We start from the raw sequence: 20,239 nt of genomic DNA, 5'->3' as shown, positions 1-20,239 counted from the left end.
AGTCGGTTGGGTCAGCCGGCGTCGTGGGCGTTGCCGCGGCCGCGGCGGACATACAGCAACCCGATCCCGCCCAGGACGAACCCGGCCACGCAGGCCCACGGCCACCAGGACCGGTCGCCCTCGTGCAGCGCTGGCACGACGAGTGTCGCCAGCAGCGCGAGCACCCACAGGCCCAACCCGATGACGATGATCCGCTGGGTCGGCACCTGCAGCGCCTCGAGCACTTCGGCGTCCGCCGCGCTCGTCGCGTCAGGTCCGCTCACGCTCTCGCCCGCGTTCTCACTCATGACGAGTCAAACCCGCTCGAGCGCGTTGTCATCGAGCACGATCGGCGCGATCACCTCGGGCTCGGGGCCCTGCATGTCCACCTCGGAGTGTGCACCGCACCCGTGGTCAAGGCTTACGACGCGACCGTCGGAAGGCGACCAGGCGCTGGCGCACACGCCGAAAAAATCCCGCAGGGCACCTGCCATCGGCACGAAGAAGCCGCAGGACGAACAGGGCGCCGGAGCCTTCTGGGCCACGGCGGAGTTGGGGCCGTTGTCGCCCTCGTACCAACGCTGGGCCGCAGCTTCGCGACCTTCGGCCGACAGCACGCGGGGCCGGCCGAGGCCGAGCTCCCACTGAGCCATCTGGTCCACGTCCTCATCGCCAGTCGCCTCGAATCCGGCCACGAGCAGCGGGTCGTCGTCGATCTTGGGCGTGACATCGCCAGGTCCGACGTCTCCGGGAGCCAGCCGGTCGGCATACGGAAGCCATTCCGGTGACAACAGCGCACCGTCACCCGGAACGAGATTCGTCTCGCACACGGTGACGGACTTGGAGCGCGGCACGCGCGCGACGGTGATCGCCCAGCGCCAGCCGGGGTAGGCACCAGCGGTGCACGTGAAGTAGTGCGTCGCGAGGCGGTCCTCGACCATGTCCATGCCGAGGTGGTCACCGACGGTGCCGGACTCGGCGATGGACTCGGCGGCCTCGCGGGCGAGGTCGACGGCAGCGCGAAGGGTGGCGTCAGGCTTGACGGCCGGCATCAGATCTCGAGGTCGTCAGCGACGGCGCGTAGCACCTGGGCGACCTTCGAGCCGTGGCCCTTGTCGGGGTAGTGGCCTCGACGCAGGGACGCCTGGACGGAGTCGAGGAGGGTGATGACGTCCTCGACGATGACGACCATGTCCTCGGCGGGCTTGCGGTCACGCACCTTGCGGTTGACGGTGACGCTCGCGGCCGGCTCGAGGAGGCGGACGGACAGCGCCTGCGCGCCGCGTCGACCTTCGACGATGCCGAACTCGATGCGCGCACCGTTCTTCAGCGCTGTCACGCCCTCGGGGAGCGCGCTCGAGGGCACGAAGACGTCGCCGCCCTCGGCGGGATCGTCGGTGGACACGAATCCGAAGCCCTTCTCGGAGTCGTAGAACTTCACCTTGCCAGTCGGCACGGAGCACCTCTGTGTTTGCTGCGGGTGGTCCGGAGTGCGGGCATCGCACCTCCGGGCTAACCAGCACAGGCTATCTCGGACCAGGTATGCCGTGCGCACACCTTTCGTTGTCCGCCCGCCTCCCGGCGCAGGATGGGCAAAAAGTCGGTTGGGTGGTGTCGGGGGTGCCTGCGAGAGTTCTCCGGTGAGCACCGCGACCGAGCGCCCCAAAGTGAGCCTTCGACAGTTCTGGACGGACCTGCCGACCCCGGGCCGCTGGCTGCTCTCGACCGTCGCGATCCAGACCCTCGGGCGCGGCCTGACGCTCCCGTTCACCGTGATCTACATCCACGAGGTCCGCGGCATCAGCCTCGGCACCGCCGGCACCCTGCTCGCCCTCATCGCCGTCGTGGCCCTGATCGTCACCGGTCCGGGCGGCTCGCTCACCGACCGGCTCGGCGCCCGGCGCATGCTCATCGCCGGCACCACGGCCCAGCTCGTCGGCTGCACCGTCCTGGCGTTCGCGACCAACGTGCCGCTGTTCGTCGTGGGCTTCGTGCTGCTCGGCTTCAACTTCGGTGTCTCCTGGCCGGCGTTCAACGCGCTCATCGCCTCGGTGGTGACCGGGCCGCTTCGCCAGCAGTACTTCGGGGTGAACTTCGCCCTCGTCAACCTCGGCATCGGCCTCGGTGGCGTCATCGGCGGGATCTTTGTCGACGTCCACGAGCCGATGACGTTCACCCTGATCTTCCTCGCCGACGCGCTGAGCATGCTCGTGCCGATCGGGCTGCTCCTCGGCCCCTTGCGCCACGTCCACGGCCGGGCCGAACGACCCGAGGGCACCCCGACGGTCGGCTACCTGAGCATCCTTCGCCGCCCACCGGTGCTCTGGCTGACGTTCGTGACATTCCTGTGCACGTTCATCGGCTACGGGCAGATCGAGTCGGGCTTCCCGGCATTCTCACGGCAGGTGGGCGAGGTCTCGACGGGCACCATCGGGATGGCGTTCGCGGTCAACACCGTCGTCATCGTCGCCATGCAGTTCACGGTGCTCAAGTTCGTCACGGGCCGCCGCCGCACCCGCGTGCTGCTCGTCATGGTCGCCGTGTGGATCGCCTCGTGGATCGTCCTGTCGGCGGCGGGCATCAGCCCCGCCTCGCTCGGCGCCATGGTCGCCGTCGTGGCCTTCATGGCGGTCTTCGGCTTCGGCGAGATCTTCATGCAGATCGCCATCCCGGCCATCACCAACGACATGGCCGACGACCACATGCGAGGGCGCGCCAACGCGGTCAACGCCGGAGCCTTCCAGGGCGGCGCCATCCTCGGGCCGATCGTCTCGGGCCTGTTGCTCGAGCACGACCTCTCGGGCGTGTTCATCACCGCGATGCTCGCCGGCCTCGTCGTCATGGGCGTGGCGATCTTTGCCCTCGAGCGTCAGCTCACGCCGCTCGAGAACGGCGTCACCTCGGGCTGATGCCCCAGACTCCGGTCCACGTCTGACCGGCCGCGAGCTCGACCAGCGAGTCACCGGAGTTGAAGGCGTCCACCGGGCAGCTCATCGGCTCGACGGCGATGCCGTGCTCGCCGGCCTGGTCGGCCTCCGCCTTGCCCGAGAAGACCTGCGCCCACGGCAGCGACTCGGCCTCTGCCCACACGTCGACGACCGGGCGGCCCGGCGTCGCGATCGTGACGGTCCAGCGTCCGTCAACAACCTCAAGGTCCGTGTATGCCGTGTTGAGACTGAGCGTTCCGATCGCCTTGCGCTCACGGAAGTCCGCGTCGGTGCCCTCCACCGGGCTGGTGCGGATCGGGAGGAGTCGGTCGTCGACCTCGATGTAGGCCTCCGCCTGCACCGAGACCTCGACCTCGCCCACGGCTGTGTCACCAATGGAGATGTAGGGGTGGGCGCCGTAGCCGAACGGCGCCGTTTCGTCACCGACGTTCGTCACGCGAGTGGTGACGGTCAGACCGTCCTGCGCGACGGCATACGTCGTCGTGGACTCGAGGTGCCAGTCCCATCCCGGTTGCGGGAAGAGTCGGTGGCCCACGGTGATCGAGGAGTCGGTGCGCTCGACGAGACGCCACGGCGACCAGCGGACGAGGCCGTGGCTGGCGTTGCCGAGGTCGACCTCGGTGAGCGCCAGCTGGTGGTCGGTGCCGGAGTAGGAGTAGCGGCCGTCACGGATGCGGTTGGGCCACGGGATGAGCTGCTGGCCGCGAGCGCTCGTGCACGGGCCGTCGGTGTCGAAGCCCGCGAGGATCTCGACGCCGTCGCGAGACCAGGTGCGGAGCCCGCCGCCGACCTCGACGACCGTGAACTCGTCGGATCCGGTCGCCAGGTGCCACTGCTCGCCGGTGGGTGCGGTCTCGTGTGAGCTCATGTCCGCGAATCTACGCGGAACCTGAGGAAGGCTGTGCGGGACGTACGGTAGGGCAGTGCTGCCCGCGTCCCCTCCCCCGATCCGTTCCCTTGCTGATGACATCAGGGGACGATCCGACGAGGAGCTCGCCGCCCTGCTCGCGGCCCGTCCCGACCTTGCCCGGCCTGCACCCAGCGACCTCACGGCTCTGGCCTCCCGCAGCTCGACCCGCGCCAGCACCGCCCGCGCGATCGACGGGCTCGACGCCGCTCACCTGCAGGCCCTCGAAGCAGCGGCCATCGGCGCCGAGGCCGTCACCCCCGAGGCCCTCGCTCGCCTGCTCGACGGCGCCGACCTCGAGCGAGTCACCGCTCTCGTGGACGACCTCTGGCGCCTCGCCCTCGTCTGGCGCGCGCCCCACGGCCTCATCGTCACCCGCACCGCCGTTGACGTCCTCGGCGAAGGTGTCGCGGGCCTCGGGCTGGCCGCGGACGACCTGCCCGGCCCGGCAGCGCCTGACGCCGAGACCCTTCGGGCCGAGATTGCCTCCGCCCCGCCACGCGCCCGAGCCATCCTCGACCGCCTGACCTGGGGTCCGTCCGTCGGGATCGTCCCCGCAGCTGATGCCCCCGGACGCCGCGGTCCTGCCGACGACGGTCCCCGCTGGCTGCTCGCCCACGGACTCGTGCGCGCCGTGGCTTCGGACCAGATCGCGCTTCCTCGTGAGGTCGCGATGGTGCTGCGAGACGGCCGCGTGCACCGCAACCCCCAGCTCGAGGCACCCGCGGTGACCGGCGACGAGCGCCAGGTCGAGCAGGTGGACGCGGCTGCCGGCGCCTCCGCCAGCGAGGTCCTTGCCCTGCTCGACGAGCTGCTCGACTCCTGGTCCCAGACGCCTCCACGGGTCCTGCGCACCGGCGGGCTGGCCGTGCGCGACCTCAAGGCAGCGGCAGCCCAGCTCGACACCACACCGGAGCACACGGCATACCTCGTGGAACTCGCCCTCATCGCCGACCTCGTCGCCGACGACGGCGAGGTCGACCCGCACTGGGTGCCGACCGCGGAGTACGACATCTGGCAGACCGAGCCCGGCGGCGAACGCTGGGCGCGACTGGCCCTCGCGTGGCTCACGACGACGCGGGCACCGCACCGGGTCGGCAGCCGCACCGACACCTCAGCGGTCATCAACGCGCTGGGTGCTGACGGCCAGTGGCCGCCCATCCGCACCCTGCGCCGCGGCGTCCTCGACCTCCTCGCCGCAGCCGACGAAGGCATCGCGCCGAAGGCCGCGGACCTCGCAGGGGCCGTGCGCTGGCGCCGACCGCGCCGAGTCCCCCGCACCCTCGACGAGGTCGTCGAGGCCGTTCTGCGCGAGGCCTCCTGGCTCGGTGTGACCGGCCACGGTGCCCTGAGCGTCGGCGGGCGAGCCCTGCTGACGAGCGACGGTGACCTCAAGCCGATCGCCGAGTCGATCCACCCGCACCTGCCGGCTCCGGTGGATGCCGTCCTGCTCCAGGCCGACCTCACCGCCATTGCCCCCGGGCCCGTCACGGGATCCCTGGCGGCCTTCCTGCGGCTCGTCGCGGACGTGGAGTCGCGCGGTGGCGCCACGGTTCACCGCTTCAGCGAGCACTCGATCCGGCGCTGCCTCGACACGGGCTGGACGGGCGAGGACATCCTCGCCGGGCTGCGCGATGCCAGCAGCACGCCTGTGCCGCAACCGCTGGAGTACCTCGTGCGCGACGTCGCTCGCCGCCACGGCACGATCCGGGTGCGCGGCGTGAGTGCCGTCATCCGCAGCGAGGACGAGGGCGGACTCGACGTCATGCTCGCCAACCGCAACCTCGCGGCCCTGCAGCTGCGACGCATCGCGCCGACCGTTCTCACCTCACCGGTGGGACCCGAGGTCGTGCTCGAGATGCTGCGCGAAGAGGGTTTCGCGCCGGTGTCCGAGTCCCCATCCGGCACCGTCACCGTCCCGACGCGGCCCGTGCGTCGTGCGGTGCGCCAGCGAGCCGTCGACCCCGCGCTGGTCCAGGCCATGGACCTGGCACAGCTCGACTCCCTCGTGGCGGGCCTGCGCGCGGCCGAGGCCGAGGCGAGCAACCGCGCGAGCGTGACGATGGACGGGCGCGCCGGACCGGCCATCCCCGCCAATGACCCCACGACCTCGATGGCCGTGCTCCGCGAAGCCATCGCCGACGGTCGAGCCGTGTGGTTGGGCTACTCCGACGGCATCGGCCGGACCCAGCGCCTGCTCTTCTATCCCGAGCGCATCGACGGCGGTCGAGTCTCGGGAGTGAGCGAGGGCATCGCCCGCACCCTCTCGATCCACCGCATCACCGGCGTCGTCACCGACTGAGAGACCCGACTTGTTGCGCAATCCGTCGGGAGGAGCGCAGCGGGGGACGGTGGATTCAAGCGGTCGGTGCAACGTCAAGCGGTGGGCGCAACGCGCCCTTGTTTGGTGAGGAACGCGTTGAGTACTTCGGCAGGGGTGGCCCAGTCGAAGCGTTTACGGGGGCGGGCGTTGAGTTCGGCGGCAATGTTGTCGAGGATCCCCGGTCCGTGGATAGACAGGTCGCTGCCCTTGGGTAGGTACTGCCGTAGGAGCCCGTTGGTGTTCTCGTTGCTGCCGCGCTGCCACGGCGAGTGCGGGTCGCAGAAGTAGATCGGTAACCCGGTCGCTTGAGTGATCTGGGTGTGCAACGCCATCTCGGATCCCTGGTCCCAGGTCAGGGAGCGGCGCAGGACTTCGGGGATCTTCGGGACCGCGGCCTGCATCGCGGCAGCGACCGTCGCGGCGGTGTGGTCATCGGGCAGGTGCAGCAGCATCACGAACCCGGTGGACCGTTCGACCAGGGTCCCGACCGCGGAGGCGTTGTTCGCGCCCATGATCAGGTCCCCTTCCCAATGGCCAGGCACAGCCCGGTCCCGGGCTTCGGCGGGGCGCTCGCTGATGTTGATCATGTCTTTGACCGCGCCAGGCTTACGGGTCGCAGCGGTGCGAGGCTTGCGGTGCACACGCCCCGTGCGCAGCGTGGCCGCCACCTCACGCTTGAGCGCGCCACGGCCCTGGACGTACAAGGCCTGATAGATCGTCTCTGGTGACACCCACATCTCCGGTTCGTCAGGAAAATCCACACGCAGCCTTCCCGAGATCTGCTCCGGACTGTTCCTAAGGTCCAAACGCTTCTGAACCTCCACGTGCAAGCGCTGGTTCAGCTCGAACCTACGCGCCTTCGGGCGCCTCATCGCCGCATCGACCGCGTCCTGAGCCCGCACCGGGTCATACCCACCGCGACGATCACACCCACGCGCCAGCTCACGCGTGATCGTCGACGTCGGGCGCCCCAACACCCGACCGATCGCGGCAGCGCTGTACCGAGCTTCCTCAAGTTCCGCGATCCGAACCCGATCAATGAACGACAACATCCCAGGACGGTGTTTGACCAAACGCGGCTTCACACCACCAGCCTGCTTCATCCACTTCCGCCCAGCCGCCGGGCTACACCCCGCAGCACGAGCCGAAGCCTTGATCGACCAACCCCTCGAAATGCCATCCCAAAACACTGAACGCACTGCCCAAGGCAGCGGCGGACGACCCATCATCAGACAACCTCCAGAAAATCAGGACGTTGCACCGATCACTTGAGCCCAAGGACGACGGATTGCGCAACAAGTCGGGCTCAGGACGGGGCGGTGAGCGCGCGGACAACGCCCGAGGGCGAGGGACGACCGAGATGGTTGGCCATCCAGGCACTCGTGGCGAGCAGCGACTCGAGGTCGACACCAGTCCGGACTCCGGCACCCTCCATGGCCCAGACGAGGTCCTCGGTGGCGAGGTTTCCCGTGGCGCTCTTGGCGTAGGGGCAACCGCCCAGACCACCGGCACTCGAGTCAACTACGGTCACGCCGTGGCGCAGCGCGACGAGCGTGTTGCTGAGGGCCTGACCATAGGTGTCGTGGAAGTGCACGCCGACGCGGTCGACGCCAATACCTCTGTCCCCCAAGGCATCCAGTAGCCGCGAGACGTGCCCGGAGGTTGCGACCCCGATGGTGTCACCGAGCGAGAGCTGGTCACAGCCCAGCTCCATGAGGCGCTCGGCAACGCCGACGACCTGGTCGACGGGCACCGGCCCCTCCCACGGATCGCCGAAGCACATCGAGACATAGGCCCGCACCCACAGCCCGCAGTCGCGTGCACGCTCGACGACGGGACGGAACATCTCGATCGACTCATCGACCGTGCGGTTGAGGTTCTTGCGGGCGAACGTCTCGGTCGCGCTTCCGAAGATGGCGATGGCACCGACCCCTGCCTCGAGGGCGCGGTCGAGGCCACGTTCGTTGGGGACGAGCACCGGGCGCTTCGGACCACGCCCCTCGTCACCGAGGAGGTCGAGCACCTCGCTGGCGTCGGCGAGCTGCGGCACCCACTGCGGGTTGACGAACGACGTCGTCTCCACGGTCGCCAGCCCAGCAGCGGCGAGGCGCCGGATGAACTCGGCCTTGACCTCGGCGGGCACGATCGCCTTCTCGTTCTGCAGACCATCACGCGCCCCGACCTCATAGATCGTGATCTCGGGCGGGAGGGTGGGATCGGCCTCGACCTGCGGCGTGCGCATACTCATGCCCCTGATCCTGACACGCCTTGACCACTCCAATCTGTCGGCCATCGGCACGGAGCCCCACGCAGGCGGGATACCTTGTGCCCATGAGTGAGAACGACAAGGACCCGCGTCCGGGGGAGTTCACGGATCCGACCGCCAGCCCGGACTGGACTGCGCCCTCGCAGAGCGAGAACCCGCCCACGGAGCAGATTCCGCAGGCCTCGCCGACCGAGCAGATCCCCCAGGGCTCGCCGACCGAGCAGATCCCCCAGGCTGCTGAGTTCCCGCCGTCGGTCCCGCCCGCTCCCTCGTTCGGCTCGCCCAGCTATGACGCGCCCTACCAGGCTCCGCGCGGCCAGAGCAATCCCTACGCCGGTTCGAGCGCCCAGCCGACCAACCCGTATGCCGCGACCCCGCCTCCCGCAGGCGACCCCTACGCCGTGCCTCAGCCGGCCTACGACCCCTACGCAGCGACCGTTGGTGTGGGAGCGCAAGGTGGCTACCCGGCATACTCCGCCCCCGGTCAGTGGCAGGCTCCGCCGCCCGCCTACGGAGCCCCGCCGGCGCAGAACACGAGCGCGCTCGTCCTCACGATCCTGTCCGGCATCGCCACCCTGACGTGCTGCCTGCCGATGGTCGTCTCGGCCGTCATCGGCATCATCGCGCTCACCAAGAACGCGACCGACCCCGAGGGCTCACGCCGCCTGACCAAGTGGGGCTGGATCGCCTTTGGCGTTCTCCTCGCCCTCAGCATCATCGCCATCATCGTCTTCATCTCGTTGGGGGTATCCGGCGTCTTCGACGATGGCGGCTACAGCCCCGATTCCGACTACACCTACTGAGGTCGCGTGACTGACGGCGCACTGATTGTTCAGAGCGACAAGACCCTCCTGCTCGAGGTCGACCACCCGAGGTCGGCCGAGGCAAGGCGCGCCATTGCACCGTTCGCCGAGCTGGAGCGTGCGCCGGAGCACATCCACACCTATCGCATCACTCCCCTGGGCCTGTGGAACGCACGCGCGGCCGGGCACGACGCAGAGCAGGTCGTCGATGCGCTGGTGACGCACAGCCGCTACCCCGTGCCGCACGCCCTCCTCGTCGATGTCGCGGACACGATGGCGCGCTACGGGCGCCTCACCCTCACCAAGGAGGACGGCCGGCTCGTCCTGCGCACGACGGACCGCGCGGTGCTCACGGAAGTGTTGCGCCACAAGCGCATCAAGCCCCTCATCGGCGAACGCATCGACGAGGACACGGTCGTCGTGCACCCGAGCGAGCGTGGTCACCTCAAACAGGAGCTCCTCAAGGTCGGATGGCCGGCCGAGGACGAAGCCGGCTACGTCGACGGCGAGGCGCACACGATCACCCTCGACCAGAGCGATGGCTGGGTCATGCGCCCCTACCAGCAGCAGGCAGTCGACGGCTTCTGGGACGGCGGCTCGGGCGTCGTCGTCCTCCCCTGCGGCGCGGGCAAGACCCTCGTCGGCGCGGGTGCCATGGCCAAGGCGTCGGCGACGACCCTCATCCTCGTGACCAACACGGTCTCGGCGCGGCAGTGGAAGGACGAGCTGCTCCGCCGCACCAGCCTCACCGAGGACGAGATCGGCGAGTACTCCGGTGCCCGCAAGGAGATCCGCCCGGTGACGATCGCGACCTACCAGGTGCTGACGACGCGTCGCAAGGGCGTCTACACGCACCTCGATCTGCTCGACGCGAAGGACTGGGGCCTGGTCGTCTATGACGAGGTCCACCTGCTCCCCGCGCCGATCTTTCGCATGACGGCCGACCTCCAGGCCCGACGCCGACTGGGGCTCACCGCAACGTTGGTGCGCGAGGACGGGCTCGAGTCCGACGTCTTCTCGCTCATTGGCCCCAAGCGTTTTGATGCACCGTGGAAGGACATCGAGGCGCAGGGCTACATCGCCCCGGCGGACTGCGTGGAAGTGCGGGTCACGCTCCCTGACGGACAACGCATGGCGTATGCCGTCGCTGAAGCCGAGGACCGGTATCGCCTCGCCTCGTGCTCGGACGCCAAGCTCCCCGTCGTGGAGAAGCTCGTCGAGAAGCATCGCGGCGAGCCCACTCTCGTCATCGGCCAGTACCTCGACCAGCTCGACGAGCTGTCCACGCGACTCGGGGCCGAAGTCATCACCGGCGAGACGTCGGTGACCGAGCGGCAACGGTTGTACAGCGCGTTCCGTGATGGCGACATCAGCCTGCTCGTCGTCTCGAAGGTCGCGAACTTCTCGATCGACCTGCCCGAGGCGAGTGTTGCCATCCAGGTGTCGGGGACGTTCGGGTCACGCCAGGAGGAGGCCCAGCGACTGGGCCGCGTCCTGCGTCCCAAGGGTGACGGGCGGACCGCTCACTTCTACACGGTCGTCGCGCGCGACACCGTCGACGCCGACTTCGCGGCCCACCGCCAGCGCTTCCTCGCCGAGCAGGGGTACGCCTATCGCATCGTCGACGCCGACGACCTCACCTGAGGTTTCTCGGTCGCGTTTTCTGCGCCCCTGGCGCCCGCCGCGCACAGGCTGACCGCCCGCGCACCCATGGGTGCGCGGCTGGTCACGTCGAGCGCGGCTCGCGCCAACCGCGCACCAGCTGCCGGCAAACAGCACCCCAGACTGGCAGGCGCCCTCATCTCAGGCCACGCGGTCAGGCGAAGAGGGAACCTCGAACACGGCGCTCGTCGCCCCCGTTCGTCATGGCGTGCGCGGCGAGCATCCTTGTTGCGCTCGTGGGTTGGTTCCTGCGGTCAGCCCGTCGGCGTCGGATGACCCGAGCTCCCGACTTCGTGCCCCGGACGGACATGCGGAGCGCAGCGACGATGGTCCGTCCGGGGCACGAAGTCGTTCGGTCCGACGGCGATGGGGGTGACCCGGAGCGGACCCCGAGTCGGACCCTGGAAGGTGAGGACCCGGCATACTCCGCCGCGTAGCGTGTGTGACAGTTGCGTCATGACGCAGCAGCCGCAGAGCAACCCGACCGCACAGCCGACCCGCTTCCGGATGCAGCAGAAGCTGACCCTGATGGTCAACCGCTACGAGATCCACGGGGTGGGGCCGGATGGCGCCGAGCTGGGCCTGTGGGCGTTCGCCGAGCAGAAGCGGATGGCGTTCAAGGAGCAGGTGACGTTCTTCTCCGATGCGGGCAAGACGCAGCCGGTGTTCGGGTTCAAGGCGCGCACCCGTATGGACCTCGGCGCGACGTACGACGTCACGGATGCTGCCGGCGCGTCGATCGGGCAGTTCCGCAAGGACTTCGGAAAGTCGCTGCTGCGTTCGACGTGGCACCTGACGACGGCCGATGGACGCGTGTCACTGGGCCAGGAGCGCAACCAGATGATCGCGATCCTGCGTCGCATCTGGGGACTCATCCCGATCATCGGCGACATCCCCGTGCCGTTCCTCTTCCACTTCGACTTCACGTTGCCCGACGGCCAGGTCGTCCTCAGCTCGGTGAAGAAGCCGGCACTTCGCGACGTCTACAACGTGGAGCTGCCGGTCATCGATGGTGGCCAGGCGATCGACTGGCGCGTCGGCGCTGCCATGGCCGTCGCGCTGGACGCCCTCCAGTCCCGCTGAGCCGAAGCGCGACACAATTGGTCCGTGCCCGATGCAGCGGACTCTCGCAAACGCCCGGTGTTCGTGCTCCACGAGCACCGCAAACCGCGCCCCCACTTCGACCTGCGGCTCGAGGAGGGCGGGGCCCTTCGGTCGTGGGCGGTCCCTCGTGGCCTCCCCGACGACAACACACACGATCGGCTCGCCGTCGCCGTTCCTGATCACGACCTCGAACACGCCACCTACACGGACGAGGACAAGGACATCGCCGACAGTGGCTGGTGGGAGCTCGTCGACCGCACTCCCCGACGGTTCGTCTTCGTGCTGCACGGGCAGTCCGGCGCGCGACGCTACGCCCTGATCGACACCGGCCGGGACTGGTTGCTCCACCTGACGAAGGAGCAACCGTCCACCTAGTGCCAGGGCAAGCACACGGCATACATCCAGACAACTCCCAGACTCGGGGCGGACACTGGCCATGTGACAACCACCGCCAAGGTCCCAGAAGCCACGCTCCTCGTCGTCGAGGACGAGCCCAACATCCGTGAGCTCCTCGCGACGTCGTTGCGTTTCGCCGGCTTCGAGGTCGTCACCGCCGCGACCGGCGGCGAGGCCGTCAAGCTCGCCGACCAGCACCACCCCGACCTCTGCGTCCTCGACGTGATGCTCCCCGACATGGACGGCTTCGCCGTGACCCGCAAGCTGCGTGAGTCCGGCCGCCGCCTGCCGATCGTCTTCGTCACGGCTCGTGACTCGGTCGACGACAAGATCACCGGTCTCACCGTCGGCGGCGATGACTACGTCACCAAGCCGTTCAGCCTCGAGGAGGTCGTCGCCCGCATCCGCGCCGTCCTGCGACGCACCCGCGGCGACATCGACGGCAACTCCGCCCTGCGCTTCGAGGACCTCGAGCTCGACGAGGACAGCCACGAAGTCCGTCGTGCCGGCCGCGTCATCGAGACGAGCCCGACCGAGTTCAAGCTCCTGCGCTACCTCATGCTCAACCCCAACCGCGTGCTCTCCAAGGCGCAGATCCTCGATCACGTGTGGGAGTACGACTTCCGCGGCGAGAGCGGGATCGTCGAGTCCTACATCTCCTACCTCCGTCGCAAGATCGACACCGAGGGCCTGCCGCCGCTGATCCACACCAAGCGCGGTGTCGGCTACGTGCTGCGCCTGCCCCCGCAGGGCTGATGACCACCGCTGTCGGCTCGCAGGCCGTGATCAAGCGCCTCGAGGCGATGCCGCTGCGCGTGCGCCTCGTGTCGATCGTGCTCCTGGTCCTCACGGCCGCCTTGCTCTTCTCGAACCTCGCGACCGCCTATCTGATGCAGCGCGACCTCATGGGTCGCGTCGACGACGAGCTGCGCAGCGTCGCGAAGCCTGTGGCGAGCCAAGCCATCGATGAGCTCCGCAAGCAGGACGTGGAGGCGACGCCCACCAACTATGCGTTCGTCCTCTTCCCGGTCAACGGACCAGAGACAACGGTCAACCCGACCGGTGAGAGCCAGCACCCGAACGTGCCTCGGCTCGAGCTGGACGACGTCCGAGTGACCACGGGCCGCCCCTTCACGGTGAAGTCCGTGGACGGCGAGATGTCGTGGCGCTTCCTCGCGGGCACCGTCGGCGACGACAGGGGGACCTTTGCCGTCGGCGTGCCCCTGGAGTCGGTCAAGCACACCGTGACGCGACTTCTCGTCACGACCGGGCTCCTCAGCGCTTTCGTCCTCGCGGCGTCGGCACTGCTCGGTTGGTATGCCGTCCGCCGGGCTTTCCGTCCCCTCGCCCAGATCGAGGACACCGCCGCAGCAATCGCTGGCGGCGACCTCACCAAGCGCATCCCCGTGCGGGCCGCCGAGGACGAGGTGACATCCCTGTCGCGCAGCCTCAACGCGATGCTCGCCCAGATCGAGACGTCCTTCGCCGTGCGGAGGGCATCCGAGGACCGGATGCGACAGTTCGTCGCCGACGCGAGCCACGAGCTCCGCACCCCCCTGGCGACGGTTCGTGGCTACGCCGAGCTGCACCGCCAGGGCGCCATCTCGAGCGCCGACGACACCCGCGCCGCCATGGAACGCATCGAGTCCGAGTCCACTCGTATGAGCGGACTCGTCGAGGACCTCCTGACCCTGGCCCGGCTCGACGAGGAACCCACGACGGCGATGGGCGAAGTCGACCTCACCGTGCTCGCCGCCGACGCCACCGCGGACGCGCGGGTGCGCGCCGGTGGTCGACGCATCACCCTCACCGGCCTCGGCGGACCCGTTGATGCGACCGTCGTCTGGGGGTCCGAATCGAGACTCCGGCAGGTGGTGACCAACCTCGTCGCGAATGCCGTCCGGCATACGCCGCAAGGCACCCCGATCGAACTCGCGGTCGGCAAGGACGGCACCGACGGTGTGATCGAAGTTCGCGACCACGGTGACGGAATCCCTTCTGACACAGCGCATCGCGTGTTCGAGCGCTTCTACCGTGCCGACCCCTCGCGGGGCCGCAGCGCCGGCGGTGGCAACGGTCTCGGACTCGCGATCGTCGCGGCCATCGTCGCCGCCCACCAGGGTCGCGTCGGCGTGCAGCCGACCCCCGGCGGGGGTGCGACGTTCGTGGTGCGCATACCCACAGGCCCCTCACAGGCCCGGTCCAGCGACTCTTGATGTCAAGGCACTTGAGTAGGTAGTGCCAGCCCGACGAAGGAGATCAAAGATGAGCAACACCGAACCAGGACAGACCGGACCGTCGACGAGCAACACCACCGACACCCCGGCTCACCAGGGCGGAGCGGTGACCCAGACGCTTCCGCAGCAGGAAGCTGCTCAGGCCCCTTCGTCGCAGCCCGGCCACCCCGCGCCGACCACGTGGTACGGCGCCCACGAGCCCGCCGGGCCGGTGTTCCCCCCGCCGCCGGCCCCCGGGGCAGCCCCGTCGAACCCTGAACCGCGCCCGCCTCAGCGGCGTCGGCTGGGGGAACTCTTCGCGGTGGCTGCACTCACTGCCGCCCTCGCATCGGGCGGCACGTACGCCGCGACCCAGCTGGGGTCGCAGGACTCGCAGAACCCCTCCACTGCGTCCCCCTCCTCCAGCCTGGGTCGCGGCGCATCGACCGCACCGGTCTCGCAGACCGACCCCCAGTCGCCGGACTGGACCGCCACGGCCGCCGCCGTCTCGCCCAGCGTCGTCGCCATCAAGACCGACAGCGGTGAGGGCTCGGGCGTCATCATCGACGACTCCGGCCACGTCCTCACCAACAACCACGTCGTCTCCGGCGCGCAGGAGCTCACGGTCACCCTCTCCGACGGCCGGGCATTCAAGGGCAAGATCCAGGGCACTGACCCGTCGACCGACCTCGCGGTCGTGACGATCGAGGGCGCCCCCAAGGACCTCCAGCCCATCTCGATCGGTGACTCGGACGCCCTCGAGGTCGGCGACCCGGTCATGGCCGTCGGCAACCCCCTGGGGCTGGCCGGCACCGTGACCACCGGCATCGTCAGCGCCCTCAACCGCCCCGTGACCACCGAAGCCGCGCAGGAGGAGCAGCCGCAACAGCAGAACCCGTTCGGCAACCAGGCGCCCCAGCAGCAGCAGCAGTCGAGCAGCGAACCGGTCGTCACCAACGCCATCCAGACGTCGGCCGCGATCAACCCCGGCAACAGCGGTGGCGCCCTCGTCAACGCCAATGGCCAGCTCGTCGGCATCAACTCCTCGATCGCCTCGCTCGGTTCGTCCGGTTCGTCGCAGAGCGGCAACATCGGCATCGGTTTCGCGATCCCCGTCAAGGAGGCCGCCTCGATCGCCACCCAGCTCATCAAGGACGGCAAGGCCGAGCACGCCTACCTCGGTGTCGCACCCGTCGACGGCACCGCCTCCGATGGCAGCGCCACCCGTGCCGGCGCCAAGCTCCGCACGGTCTCGCCGGGCACTCCCGCCGCAAAGGCCGGCCTCAAGGTCGACGACGTCATCGTCGCGGTCAACGGTGAGCGGGTCGACTCTGCCGAGGCGCTCGTCGCCCACATCCGCGAGTACGCCGTCGGCGACTCCGTGAAGCTCACGGTCCTGCGCGACAACAAGACCCAGGAGATCTCGGCAAACCTCGCCGCGGCCCCCGCAAGCTGATCCGCCAGCGGGTCCGAACAGGGACGGACCTGCGACCGACCACTCAGCGGCCATGCTGCACCTGAGTGATCCGGTGAGTACCCCGACTCATGGAGTCGGGGTACTCGTCGTTCCACCCTGTGAACATGAACCAACAGCTGCAGGACGTGCGGCGCCTCGAAGCCGAGTTCGCCGACGCGATGAACCGCATGTATGCCGTGGGCAACGGCCTCGCGCGAATGCGCGCCTCCCTGGAGATCGGCGAGGTTGCCGTGGCGCCTGCCGCTCCGGCTCCGGCTCCCGCTTCCGTGGCCGTCCCGAGGCCCACGGCCGCACCCGTCGGGGCGCCGATCCAGGCGCCCAGGCCGACTCCGGCTCCGCCTGTCCTTCCGGCCCCCGTCGCCCTGCCTTCCTGGTGGCAGCGTGAAGGCGCCGTCACGCGCGTTCTGGCTGTGGCTGGCGCCATCGTCACGCTCGTCGGTATCGCGATGCTGCTGGCCCTCGCGATGCAGCAGGGCTGGTTCGTCCCCGAGCTCCGGGTGGCCCTGGGTGTCCTGCTCGCCGTGGCTCTCGTGGCCGCTGGCCACGTCGTCCGAGGCCGCGAGACCTCTCGTGGACGCTCGAGCGCCGCTCCGGTCGCCCTCGCCGCGACCGGGTATGCCGCGGGCTACCTCGATGTCGTGGCCGTCACGACGGTCTACGGCTGGCTCCCCCAGGTGGCCGGCCTGGTCCTGGCCGGTGCCGTCGCCGTGACGGGGCTGCTCCTCGCCCGCCGCTGGAACAGCCAGCTCCTCGCGGTCCTCACCGTTCTGGGTGCCACCGTCCTGGCGCCCGTCGTCACCGAGAAGTTCGGCGACGAGGTCTCGCTCTTCGTGGTGATCCTGTCGGCTGCGGCCCTCCTGGCCCGAGGTGACCGAGGCTGGCCGATGCTCGCCGTCGCCCGCACCATGCCCGCGACCAGCCTGATCCTCCTGGGCATCGCCGCCAACGATGGCGACGGCGCGCCGTCCAAGGTCGCGATCGGTGCCGCAGCGGCACTCACCGCCCTGGCCCTCGTCGGCGCCGTGTCAGCGGGTCGCCACAACCGGGCAGACCTCATCGGCAGCGCCACCCTCGCTGCCGCCACGATCTCGTTGCTGGTCGCGTTCGGAGTCCACGGCGACACGCTGCGCACGACCGGATTCGCCCTCATCGCAGTGGCCTTCGCTGTCGCCCTGGCAGTGACGTCGCGCTCCCCCATCGGCCCGGTCCCCACCCCGCTCGCCACGACCATCGGTGCGATCTCGGGCGTCTCGGCCCTGCTTGCCGTCATGAGCGGCGCTCCCGAACGCTGGGTCGTCACCGGCATCCTGGTGACTGCACTCGGGTATGCCGCCGCCGCCGTCACGACGCGCTCTCGCGTCACGCTGTGGGTCGCGGCCGGGACCGCTGTGGTCGCCTCGGTTGCCTACCTGACCCACCCGACGGCATACGTCGAGCTGGGGATGGCCCGGGACCACGACGCGACCACTGCCCTGCTCGACAGCCTTCTCGCTGGCGGCATCGCCGCCCTGGGCGCTTGGGGCGTGGACGTCGTCCGTGGCATCCCTGCCCGCGTCCGCCGCCTCACCCGGATCGCGGCACTCATCGCCGGGCTGGCCACGTCGGCGGTGGCCGTGATCTCGATCGGACTGCTCGTGGGCGAGGCGCTCGACGCGACCTCCGCGGGCTTCCTCGCCGGACACGCCCTCGCCACGGTGATGTGGATGCTCACCTCCGCCTGGCTGCTCCTGCGCGGACTGCAGGCCGAGGCGCACCGAGCCCTGTCCCTGCGACTGGGGCTCGGGCTTGCCGCCGTCAGCGTCGCGAAGCTGTTCCTGTTCGACCTCGCCACCCTGGACGGGTTGTGGCGGGTCGTGGCGTTCATCGTGACGGGACTGCTGCTCCTGGCCAGCGGAACGGCATACGCCAAGGCCCTGGACCGGACGCGACCGCCGGTGGCGGCCGCCTGAGAGACTTCCCGCATGATGCGGGACAAGACGTGGGACGAGGCCGTGCGGGCCGTCAGGGGTGACGCGCACGGCCTCGTCTCCGTTCGTGAGGACCTCGTGGCGAGGTGGTCCGAGGCCCATCGGGGCTATCACGATCTGCGCCACCTTGACGAGGTCCTGCATGCCGTCACGGAGCTGCGAGAGAGCACCCTTGGGAGCGACCCGGAGTGGGCGGGCGTGGTATTCGCGGCGTGGTTCCACGACGCGGTCTATGAGATTGCCCCTGGTGCCGAGAACGAGCGGCTGAGCGCTGAGCTGGCCCGAACCACATTGTCCGCCAGTGGTATCGGCTCGGAGATCGTCGAGGCCGTTGCGTCACTGGTGCTGGCGTCGGAGGCTCACGACGTGCACGAGACGCACGGCCCGCAGGCGGCCTTCCACGACGCCGACCTGTGGATCCTCAGCGCTCCCGAGGCCCGCTTCGACGACTACTGCGCAGCGGTTCGTCGGGAGTATGCCGCCGTGCCCGACGACGCGTACGCCACGGGACGGTCGGCCATCCTGGCGCCGTTCCTCGAGCGCGAGACGGTCTATCGCACGGGCCACGCCCGGGACCAGTGGGAGGCCGCAGCTCGACGCAACCTCACGCGTGAGCTGACGCGCCTGGCTCAGGCTGACTGACCTTTGGAACGCGCCACCCTCGGTGCGCGTTGCAGCAGCCGGTCGACGACGAGTCCAAGGCTCCCGGCGAGGGCAATGCCGCCGATCGCGCCCAGGAGCGGGTTGTCCTGCACCCAGTGGCCTGCGAGAGCACCGATGGCGACGGAGTAGGCCGCCCAGCTCACCGCCGCCAGCGCCGACAGCAGCATGAATCGTCGCTGCGAGAAGGTGCCTGCTCCAGCCGTGACGTTGACCGCGACCCGGCCCACGGGGATGTACCTCGCGATGACGATCGCGATGCCGCCGCGCCGGTCGAGCTCGCTCTCACCTCTGAGGAACGCCTGCCGCAGCCTGGGTCGCGGGCTGTGGCGCAGCTCCCGAAGGCGTGAGCGTCTGGCGAGGTGGAAGGTGAGGTTGTCGCCGAGGAAGGCTCCCAGGGCGGCCACGAGCCCGAGCGCGATGAGGTGGGGTGAGCCGGTTGCCGCCCCGAAGGCAGCGAGAGTGATGACGACGGAGTCGCTCGGCACTGGTGGGATGAGCGCATCGAACGTCGCCAGGAGGAACAGCACGGGCAGCACCCACAGGGCAGTGGCGTTCTGCTCGATGAGGGTGTTGACGGTCTCGAACACGCGAATCGCCCCTTGGGACAGGGGTATTGAGACCTGCGCGCTTCGCCGATCGACCTGTCAGTGTCAACCTAGGAGCCCAGCCGCGCGCGGGCCATGGGGTGCCTCCCCCGCCCGCCCCTGAGTGCACCCCGGGTCCGTCAGGGGTGGACGTGTCCCGCGGCCCGGGCGCCGGGGTCGATGAGCGCCCACCAGTGCCGATCGCCCAGCTCCGCCGCCAGGCTCGCCGAGGGCAACCAGGTGCCCGCGACGTCCGCGAGCCCTGGGGCGGTGAACTCGAAGAGGGCAAAGCACGCCGTGGGCGTCGGCCACGGATAGGTGGAGTCGGGGTGCGCCACGACGTTGCGCACGTAGCCGAGCAGAGTCGCTCCCTCAGCAAGGACACCGAGGTCGTTGCCGAGCGCCCACAGGGCATCCTGCGCGATCTCACCGTCACCCACCGTCCGGGTGGGGAGGTCCAGGCCACGACCGTCGGCGCGCTCGACGACCAGCATCGCACCGGCGCTGCGGACGACGGCTCGCACCACCACGGTGTTCGGGGGCGGGCTGTCCTGGCGTGAGGCGATGACGTCGGCACGGCTGCCGGGCGGTAGCCACGGTGCGCCTGGAGTGCTCATGACGACGCGCTCGTGTTTGCGCTTGGAGATGCGAAGTCCACTGTCCCGCAGGCGTTTGAGCAACTCGCGGCCGTCGATGGGGACGGCACCCGCCGTGACGACGTCGGCGTAGCGCTCCTCCGGGATGTCGTAGTGATCGCCCTCGAACGCGCGTCGGGAGATGCCGGCCCGGTCGGCGAAGTCGTGCAGCTCGGCATACGACGTCGTGCTCACGAGATGCGACCACAGCCGTCCGTGGGCTGGCCACGCAGGCGGGTCGATGAGGAGCACTCCGTGATCGTATGCCGCACCGGCTCACCCGAGCCTGTGGACAACTCTCCGGCGGGT

The 20,239-nt window shown here is 69.5% G+C and carries 19 protein-coding genes; 11 read left to right on the top strand and 8 right to left on the bottom strand.

The window, feature by feature from the left end; translation table 11 throughout:
• Positions 1-11 precede the first annotated feature (11 nt).
• From JNB_RS16370 to JNB_RS16360, 3 genes are read right to left on the bottom strand one after another with little or no spacing between them, the layout of a single operon-like run.
• Positions 12-287, bottom strand: a complete 276-nt coding sequence (locus tag JNB_RS16370) for a DUF2530 domain-containing protein (RefSeq protein ID WP_009777628.1) — start codon at positions 285-287, stop codon at positions 12-14.
• A gap of 6 nt (positions 288-293) precedes the next feature.
• A complete protein-coding gene (locus JNB_RS16365) occupies positions 294-1,031 on the bottom strand; it encodes a DUF3027 domain-containing protein (RefSeq protein WP_009777627.1) in 738 nt (245 codons plus the stop codon).
• Positions 1,031-1,435, bottom strand: coding sequence for a cold-shock protein (locus JNB_RS16360; RefSeq protein WP_009777626.1), 405 nt, complete (start codon positions 1,433-1,435; stop codon positions 1,031-1,033). Before JNB_RS16360 ends, JNB_RS16365 begins: the two co-directional genes overlap by 1 nt.
• 184 nt (positions 1,436-1,619) lie before the next feature.
• Here JNB_RS16360 and JNB_RS16355 point away from each other — a divergent pair, with 184 nt between their 5' ends.
• On the top strand, positions 1,620-2,888 hold the full coding sequence (locus JNB_RS16355) for an MFS transporter (protein WP_009777625.1): 1,269 nt from the start codon (positions 1,620-1,622) through the stop codon (positions 2,886-2,888).
• On the opposite strand, the gene JNB_RS16350 is transcribed toward JNB_RS16355, so the two are convergent.
• Positions 2,875-3,795, bottom strand: coding sequence for an aldose 1-epimerase family protein (locus JNB_RS16350; protein WP_009777624.1), 921 nt, complete (start codon positions 3,793-3,795; stop codon positions 2,875-2,877). The genes JNB_RS16355 and JNB_RS16350 overlap by 14 nt on opposite strands.
• A gap of 55 nt (positions 3,796-3,850) precedes the next feature.
• On the opposite strand from JNB_RS16350, the gene JNB_RS16345 reads away from it, so the two are divergent.
• Positions 3,851-6,136: a helicase-associated domain-containing protein gene (locus JNB_RS16345; protein ID WP_009777623.1), complete on the top strand. Its 2,286-nt coding sequence runs from the start codon at positions 3,851-3,853 to the stop codon at positions 6,134-6,136.
• A gap of 74 nt (positions 6,137-6,210) precedes the next feature.
• Here JNB_RS16345 and JNB_RS16340 read toward each other — a convergent pair whose 3' ends face one another.
• Together JNB_RS16340 and JNB_RS16335 are read right to left on the bottom strand one after the other, a co-directional pair.
• Positions 6,211-7,386, bottom strand: a complete 1,176-nt coding sequence (locus JNB_RS16340; RefSeq protein WP_085942696.1) for an IS30 family transposase — start codon at positions 7,384-7,386, stop codon at positions 6,211-6,213.
• A gap of 77 nt (positions 7,387-7,463) precedes the next feature.
• Complete coding sequence (locus JNB_RS16335; RefSeq protein WP_009777622.1) at positions 7,464-8,399, bottom strand: hydroxymethylglutaryl-CoA lyase; 936 nt, start codon at positions 8,397-8,399, stop codon at positions 7,464-7,466.
• Positions 8,400-8,488: 89 nt separating this feature from the next.
• Here JNB_RS16335 and JNB_RS16330 point away from each other — a divergent pair, with 89 nt between their 5' ends.
• The 9 genes from JNB_RS16330 to JNB_RS16285 all read left to right on the top strand — a co-directional run bounded on the left by JNB_RS16330 (position 8,489) and on the right by JNB_RS16285 (position 18,690).
• Positions 8,489-9,226, top strand: coding sequence for a hypothetical protein (locus JNB_RS16330; protein WP_009777621.1), 738 nt, complete (start codon positions 8,489-8,491; stop codon positions 9,224-9,226).
• A gap of 6 nt (positions 9,227-9,232) precedes the next feature.
• Entirely contained in the window at positions 9,233-10,870 is a 1,638-nt protein-coding gene (locus JNB_RS16325) for a DNA repair helicase XPB (protein ID WP_009777620.1), read from the top strand.
• A 474-nt stretch (positions 10,871-11,344) separates the two neighbouring features.
• On the top strand, positions 11,345-11,971 hold the full coding sequence (locus JNB_RS16315; RefSeq protein WP_009777618.1) for a hypothetical protein: 627 nt from the start codon (positions 11,345-11,347) through the stop codon (positions 11,969-11,971).
• A 24-nt stretch (positions 11,972-11,995) separates the two neighbouring features.
• Positions 11,996-12,367: a DNA polymerase ligase N-terminal domain-containing protein gene (locus JNB_RS16310; protein ID WP_040883915.1), complete on the top strand. Its 372-nt coding sequence runs from the start codon at positions 11,996-11,998 to the stop codon at positions 12,365-12,367.
• A 63-nt stretch (positions 12,368-12,430) separates the two neighbouring features.
• Positions 12,431-13,144, top strand: a complete 714-nt coding sequence (locus tag JNB_RS16305; protein ID WP_009777616.1) for a response regulator transcription factor — start codon at positions 12,431-12,433, stop codon at positions 13,142-13,144.
• Positions 13,144-14,604 carry a cell wall metabolism sensor histidine kinase WalK gene (locus JNB_RS16300; RefSeq protein WP_009777615.1) on the top strand — a complete coding sequence of 487 codons (1,461 nt, stop codon included), beginning with the start codon at positions 13,144-13,146 and terminating at the stop codon, positions 14,602-14,604. The genes JNB_RS16305 and JNB_RS16300 overlap by 1 nt, the downstream gene beginning before the upstream one ends.
• Before the next feature lie 49 nt (positions 14,605-14,653).
• Complete coding sequence (locus tag JNB_RS16295; protein ID WP_009777614.1) at positions 14,654-16,060, top strand: S1C family serine protease; 1,407 nt, start codon at positions 14,654-14,656, stop codon at positions 16,058-16,060.
• Between the two features lie 125 nt (positions 16,061-16,185).
• A complete protein-coding gene (locus JNB_RS16290; RefSeq protein WP_050766642.1) occupies positions 16,186-18,030 on the top strand; it encodes a DUF2339 domain-containing protein in 1,845 nt (614 codons plus the stop codon).
• Positions 18,031-18,042: 12 nt separating this feature from the next.
• Positions 18,043-18,690, top strand: a complete 648-nt coding sequence (locus JNB_RS16285; protein ID WP_009777612.1) for a hypothetical protein — start codon at positions 18,043-18,045, stop codon at positions 18,688-18,690.
• On the opposite strand, the gene JNB_RS16280 is transcribed toward JNB_RS16285, so the two are convergent.
• Together JNB_RS16280 and JNB_RS21040 are read right to left on the bottom strand one after the other, a co-directional pair.
• Positions 18,678-19,298, bottom strand: a complete 621-nt coding sequence (locus tag JNB_RS16280) for a DedA family protein (RefSeq protein ID WP_009777611.1) — start codon at positions 19,296-19,298, stop codon at positions 18,678-18,680. The genes JNB_RS16285 and JNB_RS16280 overlap by 13 nt on opposite strands.
• A gap of 137 nt (positions 19,299-19,435) precedes the next feature.
• Complete coding sequence (locus JNB_RS21040) at positions 19,436-20,182, bottom strand: DUF4031 domain-containing protein (RefSeq protein WP_009777610.1); 747 nt, start codon at positions 20,180-20,182, stop codon at positions 19,436-19,438.
• Between the last annotated feature and the right edge of the window lie 57 nt (positions 20,183-20,239).

The organism is Janibacter sp. HTCC2649 (assembly GCF_000152705.1).
Classification (GTDB): domain Bacteria; phylum Actinomycetota; class Actinomycetes; order Actinomycetales; family Dermatophilaceae; genus Knoellia.
The sequence above is the reverse complement of the archived record's forward strand: the minus strand, read 5'-3'. Positions and strand labels throughout refer to the sequence as shown.